17 protein-coding genes are annotated in these 16,691 nt (G+C 65.7%); 2 read left to right on the top strand and 15 right to left on the bottom strand.

The window, feature by feature from the left end:
- Window positions 1-62 precede the first annotated feature (62 nt).
- Together aceB and AC1DOX_RS06470 are read right to left on the bottom strand one after the other, a co-directional pair.
- Complete coding sequence (aceB, locus tag AC1DOX_RS06475; RefSeq protein ID WP_092134076.1) at window positions 63-1,649, bottom strand: malate synthase A; 1,587 nt, start codon at window positions 1,647-1,649, stop codon at window positions 63-65.
- Between the two features lie 49 nt (window positions 1,650-1,698).
- Window positions 1,699-2,400, bottom strand: coding sequence for a haloacid dehalogenase type II (locus AC1DOX_RS06470; RefSeq protein ID WP_441614944.1), 702 nt, complete (start codon window positions 2,398-2,400; stop codon window positions 1,699-1,701).
- Between the two features lie 156 nt (window positions 2,401-2,556).
- On the opposite strand from AC1DOX_RS06470, the gene AC1DOX_RS06465 reads away from it, so the two are divergent.
- Both AC1DOX_RS06465 and AC1DOX_RS06460 read left to right on the top strand, forming a co-directional pair.
- On the top strand, window positions 2,557-3,513 hold the full coding sequence (locus AC1DOX_RS06465) for a LysR family transcriptional regulator (RefSeq protein ID WP_441614946.1): 957 nt from the start codon (window positions 2,557-2,559) through the stop codon (window positions 3,511-3,513).
- Between the two features lie 136 nt (window positions 3,514-3,649).
- Complete coding sequence (locus AC1DOX_RS06460; RefSeq protein WP_092134082.1) at window positions 3,650-4,084, top strand: universal stress protein; 435 nt, start codon at window positions 3,650-3,652, stop codon at window positions 4,082-4,084.
- A 132-nt stretch (window positions 4,085-4,216) separates the two neighbouring features.
- Here the strand turns inward: AC1DOX_RS06460 and aceA are convergent, their stop codons facing one another.
- The 13 genes from aceA to AC1DOX_RS06395 form a co-directional block, all read right to left on the bottom strand.
- Window positions 4,217-5,512, bottom strand: a complete 1,296-nt coding sequence (gene aceA / locus AC1DOX_RS06455) for an isocitrate lyase (protein ID WP_092134084.1) — start codon at window positions 5,510-5,512, stop codon at window positions 4,217-4,219.
- A gap of 604 nt (window positions 5,513-6,116) precedes the next feature.
- Window positions 6,117-6,542, bottom strand: coding sequence for a gamma-glutamylcyclotransferase family protein (locus AC1DOX_RS06450; protein ID WP_441614949.1), 426 nt, complete (start codon window positions 6,540-6,542; stop codon window positions 6,117-6,119).
- A gap of 3 nt (window positions 6,543-6,545) precedes the next feature.
- Window positions 6,546-7,046, bottom strand: a complete 501-nt coding sequence (gene rraA / locus AC1DOX_RS06445) for a ribonuclease E activity regulator RraA (RefSeq protein WP_441614951.1) — start codon at window positions 7,044-7,046, stop codon at window positions 6,546-6,548.
- 88 nt (window positions 7,047-7,134) lie between these two features.
- Window positions 7,135-7,959: a LytR/AlgR family response regulator transcription factor gene (locus AC1DOX_RS06440; protein ID WP_092134090.1), complete on the bottom strand. Its 825-nt coding sequence runs from the start codon at window positions 7,957-7,959 to the stop codon at window positions 7,135-7,137.
- Window positions 7,960-8,143: 184 nt separating this feature from the next.
- On the bottom strand, window positions 8,144-9,307 hold the full coding sequence (locus AC1DOX_RS06435; RefSeq protein WP_441614953.1) for a sensor histidine kinase: 1,164 nt from the start codon (window positions 9,305-9,307) through the stop codon (window positions 8,144-8,146).
- Between the two features lie 407 nt (window positions 9,308-9,714).
- Window positions 9,715-10,662, bottom strand: a complete 948-nt coding sequence (locus tag AC1DOX_RS06430) for a CysB family HTH-type transcriptional regulator (protein ID WP_092134094.1) — start codon at window positions 10,660-10,662, stop codon at window positions 9,715-9,717.
- Window positions 10,659-11,777 (bottom strand): sulfate/molybdate ABC transporter ATP-binding protein, encoded by a 1,119-nt coding sequence (locus AC1DOX_RS06425; protein ID WP_441614956.1) that lies wholly within the window; start codon window positions 11,775-11,777, stop codon window positions 10,659-10,661. Before AC1DOX_RS06425 ends, AC1DOX_RS06430 begins: the two co-directional genes overlap by 4 nt.
- On the bottom strand, window positions 11,774-12,694 hold the full coding sequence (gene cysW / locus AC1DOX_RS06420; protein ID WP_441614958.1) for a sulfate ABC transporter permease subunit CysW: 921 nt from the start codon (window positions 12,692-12,694) through the stop codon (window positions 11,774-11,776). Before cysW ends, AC1DOX_RS06425 begins: the two co-directional genes overlap by 4 nt.
- A gap of 1 nt (window position 12,695) precedes the next feature.
- Window positions 12,696-13,646 (bottom strand): sulfate ABC transporter permease subunit CysT, encoded by a 951-nt coding sequence (gene cysT, locus AC1DOX_RS06415; protein WP_092134101.1) that lies wholly within the window; start codon window positions 13,644-13,646, stop codon window positions 12,696-12,698.
- 152 nt (window positions 13,647-13,798) lie between these two features.
- Window positions 13,799-14,479, bottom strand: coding sequence for an RBBP9/YdeN family alpha/beta hydrolase (locus AC1DOX_RS06410; protein ID WP_441614960.1), 681 nt, complete (start codon window positions 14,477-14,479; stop codon window positions 13,799-13,801).
- Window positions 14,476-15,348, bottom strand: coding sequence for an EAL domain-containing protein (locus AC1DOX_RS06405; protein WP_441614962.1), 873 nt, complete (start codon window positions 15,346-15,348; stop codon window positions 14,476-14,478). The genes AC1DOX_RS06410 and AC1DOX_RS06405 overlap by 4 nt, the downstream gene beginning before the upstream one ends.
- A 52-nt stretch (window positions 15,349-15,400) precedes the next feature.
- Complete coding sequence (locus AC1DOX_RS06400) at window positions 15,401-15,616, bottom strand: TOBE domain-containing protein (RefSeq protein WP_092134105.1); 216 nt, start codon at window positions 15,614-15,616, stop codon at window positions 15,401-15,403.
- Between the two features lie 90 nt (window positions 15,617-15,706).
- The gene (locus tag AC1DOX_RS06395; protein WP_441614964.1) at window positions 15,707-16,681 is read right to left on the bottom strand and encodes an ATP-binding cassette domain-containing protein; all 975 of its coding nucleotides are present in this window, start codon (window positions 16,679-16,681) and stop codon (window positions 15,707-15,709) included.
- Window positions 16,682-16,691: the final 10 nt, after the last annotated feature.

The raw sequence follows: 16,691 nt of genomic DNA, 5'->3' as shown, positions 1-16,691 counted from the left end.
CCATGGCGCAAACCATGGGGTTTTCTCGTTGGCGACGGGCACCGGAAGGTGCCCGGTCAGCCTCAGACTTCCTCGTACAGCGGCAGCGTCAGGAATTCGGCGAAATCTTCCGACGTCGACATCTGCTCGAAGATCTGCGCGGCGCGGTCGTAGGTGCTGGTGTCGCCACCGACCTCTGCCTTCACCTTGGCCAGCTCTTCCGGAATCAGCGCGCGCACCAGCTCGGCGGTCACCTTGCGGCCGTCTTCCAGCTTGCCCTTCGGCGAGCGGATCCACTGCCACACCTGCGAGCGCGAGATTTCGGCGGTCGCGGCATCTTCCATCAGGTTGTGGATCGGCACGCAACCGTTACCGGCCAGCCAGGCGCCCAGGTAATGGATGCCCACGTTGATGTTCATGCGCAGGCCGTGCTCGGTGATCGGTGCTTCCGGCTTGAAGTCCAGCAGATCGGCACCCTTCACGCTGACGTCCGGACGTTGCTTCTCGAACTGGTTGGGCTTGTCGCCCAGCACCGCCACGAATTCCTTCATGGCCGGCTCGACCAGACCCGGGTGGGCCACCCAGCCGCCGTCGTAGCCGTCGGTGGCGTCGCGACGCTTGTCGCTGATGATGCCTTCCATGGCGATGGCGTTCTTCTCCGGATCGTTCTTGATCGGGATCAGCGCGCTCATGCCGCCAATCGCGGGCGCGCCGCGCTTGTGGCAGGTCTTCAGCAGCAGCAGCGCGTACGAGCGCATGAACGGCGCCGTCATGGTGACCTTGGCGCGGTCGGCCAGGCAGAAATTCTTGTCGACCTTGAACTTCTTGATGCACGAGAAGATGTAGTCCCAGCGGCCGGCGTTCAGGCCCGCGCTGTGGTCACGCAGTTCGTACAGGATTTCTTCCATTTCGAACGCGGCCAGGATCGTCTCGATCAGCACCGTGGCCTTGATCGTGCCTTGCGGCAGGCCCACTTCCTTCTGCGCCATCACGAAGACGTCGTTCCACAGGCGCGCTTCCAGATGGCTTTCCATCTTCGGCAGGTAGAAGAACGGGCCAGCGCCACGGGCGATCTGTTCCTTGGCGTTATGGATCAGGAACAGCGCGAAGTCGAAGATGCCGCCCGAGATGCGCTTGCCGTCGATCGTGACGTGCTTCTCGTCCAGGTGCCAGCCGCGCGGACGCACCTGCAGCGTGGCGATCTTGTCGTTGAGCTTGTAGACCTTGCCCTTGGATTCCAGCGTCAGCGTGCGGCGCACGGCGGCCTTCAGGTTCACCTGACCCTGCATCTGGTTGTGCCAGTTCGGGGTGTTGGAGTCCTCGAAGTCCGTCATGTAGCTGTCAGCGCCCGAGTTGAAGGCGTTGATCACCATCTTGGCCTCGACCGGGCCGGTGATTTCCACGCGACGGCATTCCAGCGCCTTGGGCACCGGGGCCACCTTCCAGTCGCCTTCGCGGACGGATTTGGTTTCCGGCAGGAAATCGGGGATTTCGCCGGCATCCAGACGCTTGGCGCGTTCCACGCGCGCGGCCAGCAGTTCCTGGCGGCGCGGCTCGAAGGCGCGGTGCAGCTTGTCGACCAGGGCCAGGGCTTCCGGCGTGAGGATGTCTTCGTAAGCCGGCAGGATTTCGCCGGTAATCTTCATGCCCGCGGGCAGCGTGATAGCCATCAGTCTTCTCCTGTGTATGCGATGGTGTGTTGAGGGATGGCCTGGCTCGTCAGACGGCTACGCCGGAGGCGGCAACGAAAGCAAGCAGGTCGTTCATGTCGTGCCCGGTGCCGGTGGGCGCCACGTCCAGGCGCTCCGCCGGATGGCCGGCACGGTTGATCCAGAAAGTGGTGTAGCCATACCAGGTGGCGCCGCACGCGTCCCAGCCGTTGGAGGACACGAACAGGATGTCGCCCGCGGGCAGGTCGAAGGCCTGCGGCCCCAGCGCATAGGCGGCCGGCGCGGTCTTGTACTGGCGCACCGCATCGACGGACAGCACGTGGTCGAACAACCCGTGCATGCCGGCGCTCTTGACCGAGATATCCAGCATCTCCGGGTTGCCGTTCGACAGGATGCCCAACGGCAGCCCCGCGCGGCGCAGGCGCTTGATCGCCCCGAGGTTCTCCGGAAACGCGGACAGGCACGCGTACTCCTTGAGCAGCTGCGCTTCCGTGGTGTCGTCCAGGCTGAGCGCCAGCCGGTCCGCCGCGTAGCGCAGCGCGTCCACGGTCAGCGCCCAGAACGGCTTGTAGCGCGAGCCGTCCGGCGCGGCCATCGTGCGCAACCGCGTGTAGTCGATCTGGCGTTCGCGCCACAGCAGCGCGAGCGCTTCGCCCTTGCCCGGGAATAGCTGTTCCGCGCGCGCCGTCACTGAATAGACGTCGAACAGCGTGCCATAGGCATCGAAGACGACTGCGCGAATCTTGTTCATGGAAGGACTGAATGGGCTTGTACACCGTTGAATGCATCGGATTGTAGTCAGTCGTTGCAGTGCGGCAAAGCCGCGGTCAGTCACTTGATCTTTTACTTTTGCCCCACTAATCTTGCCCAACCAGACTAGGACTCATGTACCAACCGGCGAACATTCGTGGATCATTTCAAGCAATTGGAGACATTTGTATCGGTTGCATCACGTGGCAGCCTGTCTGCCGCGGCGGCCGCCGAAGGTGTGGCGCCTGCGATCATCGGGCGCCGCATTGATGCGCTGGAAGAACGACTCGGCGTGAAACTGCTGGTGCGCACCACGCGCAAGATCAGTCTCACGTTCGAGGGTTCCGCCTTCCTCGAAGATTGCCAGCGCATCCTCAACGACCTCCACAACGCCGAGGCCAGTGTGTCCGCCGGCGGCGTCAAGGCCAGCGGGCACCTTCGCATCACCGCGCCAGCCGGCTTTGGCCGCAAGCACGTGGCACCCGTGGTGCCGCTGTTCATCGAGTCCCATCCCGACGTCACCCTTACCCTCGATCTCTCCGACCGCGTCGTCGACCTCGTCAACGAGGGCTTCGACTGCGCGATCCGCCTGGGCGACCTGCCCGATTCCAGCCTGGTCTCCATCCGCCTGGCGGAAAACCGCCGCGTGGTAGTGGCGTCACCGGAATACCTCGCACGGGCCGGCACGCCGAAGCTGCCGGAAGACCTAGCGCGCCACAACTGCCTGGCCTTCGGCGCCAGCGCCAACGTCCAGCGCGGCTGGGTGTTCCAGCAGGACGGCCGCCCCGTCACCGTCAAGGTCGGTGGCACCATGGAATGCACCGACGGCGCCGTGCTCCATGCCTGGTGCCTGCAAGGCCACGGCCTGGCGTGGCGATCCTGGTGGGAGGTCGGCCAGGAAATCGCGAGCGGCCGACTGGTGACCGTGCTCGATGACTTCCAGGCGCCGCCCATCGGCATCCACGCCGTGTTTCCGCAACGCAAGCACCTGCCACTGCGCGTGCGACTGTTCATCGATCACCTGAAGAACACCTACGGCAACCCCGCCTACTGGCGCCGCGCCGAACAGGCCCCGACGAGCGCGGCGGCCGAGGCTTCCGCCGCCGTGGCGTAATCCCACCCGACAAAGTTCCGTGGTCCACCGCACGCGTTGATATTTCGCAATGACGGACACTGCACCCTGACTACAATCAATTCAGACAGGCGCTCTCTCCGGCCTGCCCCCGTCCACTCGTGAAAGGAGGTCCGGTATGTTCAAACACATCCTGCTGCCCACTGACGGTTCGGAGCTGTCCAAGAAAGCCATCGACGGTGGACTGGAACTGGCAAAGGTGATCAACGCACGCGTTACCGCCTACGTCTGTCTGGAGGAATATCCGTACACGCCCTTCAGCGAGATCGTCGTGGAGGCCCCGCAGGCCTTCAAGGACCGCATCGAGAACCAGGCGCGGCTCTATCTGAAGGAGATCGAGAACGCCGCCGTGGCGGCCGGACTGCCGTTCGATGCCGACATGACCACGTTCGCCGTGCCCTACCTCGGCATCATCGACGCCGCCGAGCGGCATGGATGCGACGTCATCTTCATGGCGTCCCACGGCCGGCGCGGCCTGTCCGGCCTGCTGCTTGGCAGCGAGACCCAGAAGGTGCTCACGCATACGGATATTCCCGTCATCGTCTATCGCTAGACATTCCTCGTTTCACGCCCCCGGCAGCATCTCTCCCAGTAAAAAACCGCGCCGTGTTCTGAAGAGAATACGGCGCGGCGCCTAAGGGGCAGCGCGTCATGGTCACGCGCTGCCAGATATGTACCCGGAGAGTCAGGCCACTTTCTTGTCGAAGAACTGCTCGTCTTCGGTCGAGCCCTTCAGCGCGGTCGTCGACGACTGGCCACCTTCGATGGTCTGCGTCACGGCGTCGAAGTAACCCGTGCCGACTTCGCGCTGGTGCTTGACGGCGGTGAAGCCCTTTTCGGCAGCGGCGAACTCGTTTTCCTGCAGTTCCACGAATGCGCTCATCTGGTTGCGGGCGTAGCCATAGGCCAGGTTGAACATCGAGTAGTTCAGCGAGTGGAAGCCGGCCAGCGTGATGAACTGGAACTTGTAGCCCATCGCGCCCAGTTCCTTCTGGAACTTGGCGATCGTGGCGTCGTCCAGGTTCTTCTTCCAGTTGAACGACGGCGAGCAGTTATAGGCCAGCATCTTGCCCGGGAACTTGGCGTGCACGGCTTCGGCGAACTTCTTCGCGAATTCCAGATCCGGCTTGCCGGTTTCGCACCACACCAGGTCTGCCACTTCCGCGTAGGCCAGCGCGCGGGCGATCGACTGCTCGATACCCGGCTTGGTGCGGTAGAAGCCTTCCACCGTGCGCTCGCCGGTCAGGAACGGCTGGTCGCGCTCATCCACGTCCGAGGTCAGCAGGTCGGCGGCTTCGGCGTCCGTACGGGCGATCACCAGGGTCGGCACGCCCGACACGTCGGCAGCCAGGCGGGCGGCGGTCAGCTTGGCCACCGCTTCACGCGTCGGCACCAGCACCTTGCCACCCATGTGGCCGCACTTCTTCACGGAGGCCAGCTGGTCTTCGAAGTGAACGCCGGCGGCGCCCGCATCGATCATGGACTTCATCAGCTCGAACGCGTTCAGCACGCCGCCGAAACCGGCTTCGGCATCGGCCACGATCGGTGCGAAGAAATCGGTGTCGCCCTTGCCTTCGCTCCACTGGATCTGGTCAGCGCGCTGGAACGTGTTGTTGATGCGCTTGACCACCATCGGCACCGAGTTGGCCGGGTACAGCGACTGGTCCGGGTACATTTCGCCGGCCAGGTTGGCATCGCCGGCGACTTGCCAGCCCGACAGGTAGATGGCCTTCAGGCCGGCCTTGACCTGTTGCATGGCCTGGTTGCCGGTCAGGGCGCCCAGCGTGTTGACGAACGGCTCGGTGTTCAACAGATGCCACAGCTTTTCAGCACCGCGGCGAGCAATCGTATGCTCGATCTGGATGGAACCGCGCAGGCGCACCACGTCTTCGGCGGTGTAGTGACGGTCGACACCCTTCCAGCGCGGGTTGGTATCCCAGTCCTTTTGGAGGGCATCGATTTGTTGTTGGCGCGAAGTCATGTTCACTCTCCTGGTAGCAATTGGCGATTGGCTTTGAAATTTGTGACACCGCCCTTTCGGGGACCGCGGCGCTGTGTTTCCGGCGTCTCAGGTCATGTGTCTTATATAAGAGTGTAGGGAACTGTCCCGCGTCGCAACAAGCAACGAATGCCATCCTGGCTGAGTTTTTTATTCTTTACAAATCAATATGTTGCCGAAAAAATTTCACGATGCGGCACGTGATCTTTCATCATGAGAAATGGCCGTTGTGCCACGCACCCATGCATTTTTGCGGATCAAAACGACTTTCCGCATCGTGAAATTTTGGCCGCCTCCGACGCTACACGCACCGCATCGCGGCGATTGGCGGCTGGGGCACCTACCGGATGGTCGACGAATTCGCGGGCCATTGTCGCCTTCGGCCGCGGAGCGGGGAGCGACATCGGCGAGCCTCGGGCAAAACCAAAGCTTCCGGTGCCTTTCGGGCGACTTTGGAAACGGTGTACGGGAAATGGTTGAGGCGCCGCGTGGCTGCCACACCGCGCGAGCGAACGTCGCGCTGCGGATCTCGCCGCCGCGATTCACGCGGCGGCGTTTGAAACAGGATCAGACGGGGTAGAACAGATCAGGCCGGCGTCCGGGCGGACGACTGACGCGCTTGCCGATAGGCAACCCAGTCGCCGCCGTCAATGCGCTGCAGTCCGGCGACGGCCGCATCGGCCACCGGGTAAAGCAGGCAGTCGACCAGCGCGCCGTTGCAGGTGACCGCCCGGGTCTCCCGCACGAACAACGTCGCCTGACCCGGATAGACCTCCTCGATCTCGTCGAGCACGGGCAGCAAGGCATCGGGGATGTCATAGATATCCCCGATCACGTCCCCCGCCCCGGCGTCGAGCACCAGTCCCGGATAGGTCCCGAAGTCGTAGAGCCGGCCGGCAATCGTCCCCGTGCCCACAAGCGTCGGCGCGGCGATACCGTGGCGCGCGGCGGCGTGGTTGAGATCGTTCACCTCACCGGCGCGCAGTGTGCCGTAGACAAATACGCGTGGCATCGCTCAGGCCTCTGGCAACTTGTCGTCGGACACCAGCACGCCGTCTGCGTCGGCATAGATCCAGTTGCCCGGCCGCACCACGGCGCCCGGCATCAGCACCGACACGTCCTGCTGGCCGATGTTGCGCTTCTGGCTTTTCTGCGGATGCACGCCGAGCGCGCGGATGCCCACGTCGCAGGCATTCAGTTCTTCCGAATCGCGCACGCAGCCGTTGACGACGATGCCGGCCCATCCGTTCTTCTCGGCCAGCTCGCCCAGCAGGCCGCCAACCAGCGCGCACCGCATCGAGCCTCCGCCGTCGACCACCAGCACGCGGCCCTGCCCCGGCGACTCCAGCACGGTGCGCACCAGCGAGTTGTCTTCGAACACCTTGAGCGTGGCGGCCGGGCCGGCGAATGCGACGCGCTTGCCGAAGTGGCGGAACCCCGGCGTCAGCACGCGCAGGGAACCGTCGGCCAGGCACGGTTCGTTGGCGTCGCACAGATCGGTAGTGACGGGCTTCATGGGATGGCTCCTCAAGATGGATCAGACGATGGAAACGAGGCAGCCATCTTAGAGGAAAACCACCGGTTCGCAATGCCGGCGGGGACGTCTACATCTGCTTGAACAGATGCGCATACTGGCGCGCCACCGGCAGCGATTCCGGCCGGTTGCGCAGCCGCAGGGACAGCCTTCCCAGCGACTGATTGACCGCGCTGGCCACGCAGTCGATGTTGACCACCGTGCCACGGTGGATCTGCCAGAAACGATCGGGGTCCAGTTGCTGCGTCAGTTCGCGCAGACTGGTGCGGATCAGCGCTTCGCCGCTGGTGGACACCACGTTGACGTACTTGTCCGTGGCCTCCAGATAGACCACCTCGTCCACCGGGATGATCCGCACTTCCTGGCCCACCAGCGCCTTGATGAAGCGCAGGTACTGCCCGGCAGCACGGGCAGGCTGCTGATGCTCCAGTGCCTCCAGACGGTTCAGCAACTGGGCGAGGCGGTCGGTGTCGAGCATCGAGCCGATGCCCGGCTCGGCACCCTCCTCCGTCGTGGCCGCCTTTGCTTCCATGCGTGCCTTGAGCCGGCCGACGGTCGCTTCCAGACGTTCGTGCTGCACGGGCTTGAGCACGTAGTCGACCGCCGCCCGCTCGAAGGCCTCCAGCGCGAACTGGTCATACGCCGTGACAAAGACCACCAGCGGCGGGTTGTCGAGCTCGATGAGTTCGCGGGCCACATCCATGCCGCTCATGCCCGGCATGCGGATGTCGAGGAAGGCCACATCGGGCTGGTGCGTGCGTGCCGCCTCCAGCGCGGCCACGCCGTCGTGCACCACGGCCACGATCTCGGCCTCCGGCCAGAGACTGGTCAGTTCGGATTCCAGCACGCGGGCAAGCAGGAGCTCGTCGTCAGCGATCAAGAGGGTCGGAGACATGGGGGCGACTATCAGGGGCGTCGGTCGGAAGGTTATCGGATTCAGGTTGCGGGCCTTATCCGCGGGCCTCGCTGCGGACCTCAGGTGCGCGCTTCGGGTCAGGCGGTCAGACGAGCGATGCACGGGGCCTACATTTCAGGCACTCGATTCAGGCACTCGATCCGGCCACACGATCCAGTGGCCATCAGCCGCGTGAAATCGCCGGCGTGACCGCGGCAGGCGTCTGCCGCGACACTTCGGGCACCGGCCGCGCCGGCGCGATGGTCGGATCGTTCGGGCGCACCAGCGGCAGCGTCAGCCGGACCACCACGCCGCGCGGCGTGTTCTCTTCCATCTGCATCGTCGCCGCCGCGCCAAAGATCCGCGCCAGCCGCTCGCGCACGTGGGTCAGGCCCAGGCCCGAGCCCTTGCTGTTGCCCTGGCAGAAGCCCACGCCGGAATCGGTGATGCTGACCTGCAGCGTGTTCTCGCCGAGCTCGCGCGCGGACAGGATGATCTTGCCGCCGCGCATGCACGGCTCGATGCCATGCGTCACCGCGTTTTCCACCAGCGGCTGGATCAGCATCGGCGGAATCTCGGCCTCCGCCAGCGCGGGCGGCAGGTCGATTTCGTATTCAAGCCGCGCGCCAAACCGCATGCCCTGGATTTCCAGGTAGCTGCGCAGCAACTCGAACTCCTGCTTCAGCGTGCAGTGCTCCGCACGGGTGTGGGACAGCGACATGCGCAGGAAGCCGATCAGCCGTTGCAGCAGTTTCCGGGCGGCACGCGGGTCGGTGGCGATCAGGCCATCGAGGTTGGCCAGCGAGTTGAACAGGAAGTGCGGCTCGATCTGGGCCTGCAAGGCCATCAACTGGGCGCGGACCAGTTGCTTCTCGGCTTCTTCCCGCTGCAGCGCATCCAGCGCGGCCTGGCGCTCGAGGTAGGCCAGCTTTTCCCGCGACCAGTAGAAGTAGATCATGCTGGCCGACGCGAGCATGCCGACGATCAGGCACATGCGCAGCATGTCGCCGGTCTCGGCCTGCGACTTCACCGGCAAGTTCAACAGTTCCCGGGTGCACCAGCTGCCCACTACCACGCCCAGCGGTACGGCCACCACGGCCAGGCACATGAATGGCCAGCGGCGCGGGCGATCGTTCCACCAGATCAGCACGCGCGGCACATCGATCAGGAACCAGATGGAGAGGCCGATGAGCTGGCTGTAGAGGAAGTTCTGGCCCAGCGATCCGCCGGTCTGGAATCCGTAGTTGAGACTGACCGCGATGACCGTGTTCATGCAGAGCACGAACAGAAGGTCACGGCCAAGAATATTGATCCGCGACGGGATCGCGGTAGAGAGGCAGCGCTTCATGGGCGGACCGGTTGCGTCTGCACGGCACGGGCGCGCGCCGGCTGGATCAGCAATGCGGGGACAATCCAACCCCTTCCAATACGGTGTAGCCGCATGGTTTCTCCCTCCTCGTGGTCTTGCCTTCGTCCGCGTGCACATCTGTGATGCACTGCAGCATACGCGTCGCCGGAACGCTCGAACGCACTCGCCGACTGCGTGAAGGGGACTTTACGCCGGACGCGCGGAGGAAGGAAGCGCTGTGCGACGAAATGACGGCACACGGCGCGAGAGGTGCGGCAGGCGGACCGGAGCGCGGACTGTCCACATCGACCCGCGCCCGGACCGAACGGTCGTTTGAGGCACGGCCCGAGCCGCCGCTTTAGCCACCGCCCGAGCCAAAACCCGGGCGGCCGCCCGCGTGGCGCCGGTCAGGCGGCCAGCGCCTGCCGGCTGGCGGCGTCGACCAGCGCCGACGACACCGTGTCGCGCGACAGATGCGGCGCGAACATATTGATGAACGCGTGGGCATAGCCGCGCAGGTAGGCCCCGCGACGCACCGCCACGCTGGTCGTGTTGGGCTCGAACAGGTGGTCGGCGGAGATCCGCACCAGCCCCGCGTCCTTGCGCGCATCATAGGCCATCGAGGCGATGATCCCCACGCCCAGCTCCAGCTCGGCATAGGTCTTGATCACGTCGGCGTCCATGGCCGTCAGCACGATCTCGGGCTGGAGCCCTGCTTCGGCAAACGCACCATCGATCTTGCGGCGGCCGGTGAAGCCGGCGTCGTAGGTAATGATCGGGAAGTTGGCCAGGTCTTCCAGCGTCGGCTCGGGCAGCCGCGTCAGCGGATGATCGGGCGAGACCACCAGCACATGCTGCCAGCTATAGGCCTCGAACGAGGTCAGCCCAGCCTCGCTGGCCACGGCCTCGGTCGCGATGCCGATGTCGGCCTGCCCGGTCAGCAGCAACTCCACGATATGAGCCGGCGACGCCTCTTGCAGCGCAAGCGTCACATGCGGATATTCGCGGCGGAAGCTCTGCACCACCTTCGGCAAGGCGTAGCGCGCCTGGGTGTGGGTGGTGGCCACGGTCAGCCGGCCGGTGTGGCGGCCCGCGAACTCGTCTCCCGCCTGGCGCAGGTTCTCGGCCTCCAGCAGCAGGCGTTCGACGATGCGCACGATCTCGCGGCCGGGCTCCGTCAGGCCAGTCAGGCGCTTGCCATAGCGCTCGAAGATCTCGACGCCGAGTTCCTCTTCCAGTTCGCGGATCTGGCGCGAGACACCCGGCTGCGACGTATAGAGGGCGTTGGCGACTTCCGTCAGGTTGAACTGGCGGCGCACCGCCTCGCGAATGGATCTCAGTTGCTGGAAGTTCATCGTGCCGGTCCTTGTGATTTTGCGGCGGGCGCGCCGTTTGTACGTCCGGGGGTGAAGACGCGCAGCTGCCGCGGGCGCACCGCCAGCAGTTCGCCCTCGCGGAAACCCGCATGGCGGAAGCGCTCGAGCGGCAACGCCACCTCGATCACGTCCTGGTTGTCCTCGCGTTCCAGTTCCAGCTGGGCGACGGGGCCCAGCGTCAGCGCGCGGCGCAGCGTCACGGCGATGCCGTCGGTGCCCGGGGCGTAGCGCTCCAGGTCCAGGTCGTGCGGGCGGACGTAGGCCACCGCGTCGCCGGCGGTCTCGTGGCCGCTGCCCACCACGGGCAGCACCGCCTCGCCCGTGTGCAGCAGGCCGCCGCTGTCACCCACCTCCAGCCTGCCGTGGAATAGGTTGACGTTGCCGAGGAAGCCGAACACGAACGGTGTGGCCGGATGGTTGTAAACCGCCTCCGGCGTGCCGAACTGCTCCACGGTGCCGTGGTTCATCAGCACGACCTGATCGGCCACTTCCAGCGCTTCTTCCTGGTCGTGCGTCACGAAGACGCTGGTCACGTGCAGCTCATCGTGCAGACGGCGCAGCCAGCGCCGCAGTTCCTTGCGGACCTTGGCGTCCAGCGCGCCGAACGGCTCGTCGAGCAGCAGCACACGCGGCTCGACGGCCAGCGCACGGGCCAGCGCGATCCGCTGCCGCTGGCCGCCCGAGAGCTGCGTCGGATAGCGGTCGGCCAGCCAGTCCAGCTGCACCAGCTCCAGCAGCGACTTCACCTTCTCGCGAATCTTCGCCTCGGAGGGACGCTCGGCGCGCGGCTTCACCCGCAGGCCGAAGGCTACGTTCTCGAACACGCTCATGTGCTTGAACAGCGCGTAGTGCTGGAACACGAAGCCCACGTTGCGCTGGCGCACGTGCTGCGCCGACGCATCCTGCCCGCCCAGCACTACCTGGCCCGCATCGGCGCGCTCCAGTCCGGCGATGATGCGCAGCAGCGTGGTCTTGCCGCAGCCCGAGGGCCCCAGCAGCGCGGTGAGCTCGCCTTCGTCGAAATCCAGCGAGACGTTGTCCAGCGCCACGAAGTCGCCAAAGCGCTTCTCTACGTTCCTGACCTGAATGCTCATGATGGCTGCCCTTGCAGTGTTGCCGTGGGCCGCTCGATGGCGCCCTCGTCGTGTTCCTTGCCGGCGCGAATCTCCACCAGCGTCTTGATGCCCAGCGTGACCAGTGCCAGCAGCGTCAGCAGGGACGCCACCGCGAACGCGGCCGCGAAGTTGTACTCGTTGTAGAGAATCTCGACGTGCAGCGGCATCGTGTTGGTCAGGCCACGGATGTGGCCCGAGACCACCGACACCGCGCCGAACTCGCCCATCGCCCGCGCGTTGCACAGGATCACCCCGTACAACAGGCCCCAGCGGATGTTTGGCAGCGTGATGTGACGGAACGTCTGCCACCCCGAGGCGCCCAGCACGATGGCGGCCTCTTCCTCCTCGCTGCCCTGCGCCTGCATCAGCGGGATCAGCTCGCGCGCCACGAAGGGAAACGTCACGAAAATGGTGGCCAGCACGATGCCGGGCACCGCGAACATGATCTTGATGTCGTGCGCTTCCAGCCACGGGCCGAACCAGCCCTGCGCACCGAACATCAGCACATAGATCAGCCCCGAGATCACCGGTGAAACGGAGAACGGCAGGTCGATCAGCGTAATCAGCAGGTTCTTGCCGCGGAAGTCGAATTTGGCGATCGCCCAGGCGGCCGCCACGCCGAACACCACGTTCAGCGGCACGGAAATCGCCGCCACGGTCAGCGTCAGCTGGATCGCCGACACGGCGTCCGGCTCCGTCAGTGCGGCCAGGTAGGTGTCGACGCCCTTCCTCAGCGCCTCATAAAAGACCGAGGCCAGCGGGATGAACAAGAACAACCCCAGGAACACCACCGCGATGGCAATCAGCGTATAGCGGACCCACGGCGATTCGCCGGTGGCGTCGTACGGAGAGGGGGACGCCTGGCGGGCGCCCAGTCTGGATACTGCACCGGCCATGTCAGTTCACCTCCGCGTTGCCGTCGGGCAGCGCCGCCGCGCGGACACCAGTCTGGTGGCGGCGCGTCCAGGCCTGCAGCAGGTTGATCAGCAGCAGCAGTGCGAACGAGATCACCAGCATCACCACGGCCACGGCGGTGGCGCCGGCGTAGTCATACTGCTCCAGCTTCGAATAGATCATCAGCGGGGCGATCTCGGAGACCATCGGCATGTTGCCGGAGATGAAGACCACCGACCCGTACTCGCCCGTGCCCCGTGCGAACGACAAGGCAAAGCCCGTCAGCAGCGCCGGCAGGATGGCCGGCAGGATCACGCGCCAGAACGTTTGCAGGCGGCTCGCGCCCAGGCTGGCGGCCGCTTCCTCCAGTTCGCGCTCCACGTCTTCCAGCACCGGCTGCACCGTGCGCACGACGAACGGCAAGCCGATAAAGGTCAATGCCACCACGATGCCCAGCGGGGTGAAGGCCACCTTGATGCCGTGTGGCTCCAGGTATTTGCCGATCCAGCCGTTGCCCGCGTACAGCGCCGTCAGCGCGATGCCGGCCACCGCCGTCGGTAGCGCAAACGGCAGGTCGACCAGCGCATCGATCAGGCGCTTGCCCGGAAAGCGGTAGCGCACGAGCACCCAGGCGACGACCAGGCCAAATACGGTATTGATGATGGCCGCCACCAGCGACGCGCCGAAACTCAGCTCGAGCGACGCCACCACGCGCGGGTTCGTGACGGTGCTCCAGAACGCCGCCCACGTCATCGTGAACGTCTTCAGAAACGTGGCCGACAGCGGAATCAGTACGATCAGCGTCAGGTAGAAGATCGTGAAGCCGAGCGACAGGCCAAAGCCCGGCAGCACGGTGAATCGCTGACTGGCGGTGCCGTTGGGTCGGCGCACCGTGTCTGGCGCGCGCGGCGCCGAGGGCGGCGGCGCATCCGCCAGGGAAAGGGAGGGAGGCATGTCGTCTCGTCTGATAAGGGCCGGGGCCGGCTGGCTCGCCGTGCCCGGGGGCGTTCTTATGAAGCCGGCGCATAAGGCACCGGCCTACGAGACAAATTTTGCAGATGCGCCCTTATAAACAGAACGAATCTTTCCGTATGTCTTTAGACGGTTTAGATATAAGGAACGGCCGAGGTGACCACGGCAGAGGCTTCCCAGGTGTCAGATCCATCACCTGAGGCCGACACCTGGCCTGCGGAATCGATCCGCTGCAGCAATGTGTCGAGCAAGGCGAGACCTTCAGGCCACTCGCCGAGACCGGAATCGGCATTGATATGACCTAGCGTGCCCGCATCGACCAGTTCGCTGCCCCATAGCGTGCCCCAGCTGAACGCCGTGCGCTGATGCATCCACGGATCGTCCTGACTGGAGACGAGAATCGTCGGAAACGGCAGCCGCCAGGTAGGCAGCAGCGCCCCCACGCCAAATTTGTCCGGATCGGCGGGAGCCACCAGCAGCGCTCCCGCGATGCCGACCGGATCCAGCGAGGCCTGCCGGAGCGTGGCCAAGCAGCCAAAGCTGTGGGCAACCAACACCGCGCCGCGCGATGCCACGCGCTGCGCGCGCGAGACGCCTTCCGAGATGCGCTCCGCCCACAGATGCAGGCTTGGGCGTCCCCAGTCATGCTGTTCGATGCGCTGCCAGTCCGGATGCCGCGCCTCCCAGCGGCTCTGCCAGTGCGCCGGGCCGCTGCCGTGCAGGCCTGGCGCGGTCAGGATCTGCAACCCACGCGGCACGGACAGCCGTGGCGCGGCGTGGGTCTCGGTCGAAAAAGACAGAATGGTCGCGGTCATGCGGGCTCCCTGGGCGTCGTCGCCGGTGCGTACGCGTGCAGGTGGCGCGCCGGCACCGGACCGCCGGCCACGCCGACGCCCTGCCCCAGCACAATCCCCGCGTTCTGCAAGCGCTCGACGGCCACGTCGTCCTGTAGCCTGCGGCCAATCAGCGTCACGCCGGCGCCTTCCGCACTGGCGCGCAGGCCGGCCAGCTGGCGGTCGGTCCAGGTGCGGCGCATATCCAGCTTGAGCCAGTCCGGCAGTGCGTGCGCCATCAACGCACCGGCTTCGGCCGGATCGGAGGCCTGCAGGCTCACGGCAAACCCGTTGCGCCGGTAGTTGCCCACCACATGCAGCAACAGCGGCAGGTCGTCATTGGCACTGGCCGGCACCTGGATCACGAAACGATCGATCGGCAGCCCGAGCGATTCCAGCGCGCGCCGGAACGCGGCGCCGTGATCATCGGCCACGGCGGCCAGCAGCCGGTTGTGCACGTTAAGCACCAGCTTGTGCGTGCCCGCCGCCGAGAAGTAATTGATGGCGTGCACCAGGCGCGACAGGCGGTCCAGCGACACCAGTGCCGCGTCGTCGGCAGCCATCGCAAATAGCTTCCACGCCGCCAGCCCCATGCCGTCCTCGGCATAGGTGCGGATGGTTCCTTCATAGGCCACCACTTCGCGCTCCGCCAGGGTCACGAGTGGCTCGAACGCACTGGTCAGCGAACAGTTGAAGTACTGCCCCTGCACCTGCCCATGCGCATCGCGCCACAGCTCGCGGCCGGGCACAGGTTCACGGGGCAGGGATTCCAGGTAATGTTCCAGCGCTGCCGAAGTGGCCAGGCTGGTGGCCGTCCGGGCCGGTGCATGGTGGGACGTCGAGGTGGTCATGGGTGCGTGCGTATCAGGGTCGTCAGGCCCGCCGAGGCGGGCCGGGCGAGATTCAAAGCTTGGCGAGCGACACTTCCGTCGCCTTCACCAGCGCCACGACCTCGCTGCCGGGCTTGAGTCCGAGGTCCTTGATGGAGCGTGTGGTAATGACCGAGGTGACGATGCCGGCCGGCGTCTCCACATCCACTTCGGAAACCACCGGGCCTTCGATGATTGCGGCAACCTTGCCGCGAAACTGGTTACGAACGTTGATCGCCTGAATGCTCATGATAGAAGCTCCTTTGCAGAGGGTGAATGAAGATTCCGTAATGTCGATGTGCGGTGGTGTAAGCATCGCGTCATCGGGGTGAAACGCGTTTCAGACTGCCCAGGCCACCTGCTCGACCGTGCGCCCGCGCGACCAGTCCGCGGTGGTGGTGGTCTCTCGCCACGCTTCGGGCACATCGCGCACATCAGACAGGTCCGATAGACCGGCCTCATTGGCGGCGTCGATGGCATCGGCCCTGTCCGGCGCGGACGCGTGTCGCATCACTCGCCGCAGCACCGCTTCCTCCAGCTGCGCGAACGCCGCGTCGCCACGCTGACGCGGCCGCGCCAGTGCCACGGGCTGGTCGAGCGTGATGCGGCCGTCCTCGATCAACACCACGCGGTCGGCCAGTGCAATCGCCTCCGACACGTCATGCGTCACCAGCAGCGCGGTGAATCCGAGCCGCCGCCACAGCGATTCGATCAGCCCTTGCATCTCGATGCGCGTCAGTGCGTCCAGTGCGCCGAGCGGTTCGTCGAGCAGCAACAGACGCGGGTGATGCACCAGCGCGCGGGCCAGGGCCACGCGTTGCCGCTGGCCGCCGGAAAGCCGCGCCGGCCATTCGCCCGCACGTTCGGCCAGGCCGACCTGCGCCAGCACCGCCGCCGCATCGTCGCGTCGCGCACGCGGCAGCCCCAACGCCACGTTGTCCAGCACGCGCTTCCACGGCAGCAGGCGCGAGTCCTGGAACATCACGCGGATGTCTTCCTGCAAGGTGCGGCCGGGCTGGCTGTCGAGCGTGACGGCGCCGCCGTCGGTGTCTTCGAGCCCCGCGACCAGTCGCAGCAGCGTGCTCTTGCCGCAGCCGCTACGGCCCACGATCGCCACGAACTCGCCCGGCGCGGCGGCAAGCTCGATGCCGTGCAGGACCTCGCGGCCGTTGTAGCGCTTGACCACCTGCTCCACGCGCAGCGCCAGCCCGCCCGTGGGGTGCGTCGGCCGTGCGGCGGGGCGCGATGGTGCGCGCGCGGCGAGGCCGGCTTCGAGGTAGGCCAGCGCGGCCTGTTCCACCGGATGGGTGTGCATGGTGTTCTCC

The organism is Cupriavidus sp. 01L415, from assembly GCF_056400065.1.
Note: the sequence above shows the minus strand (reverse complement) of the source record. Positions and strands in the feature narration are given on the sequence as shown.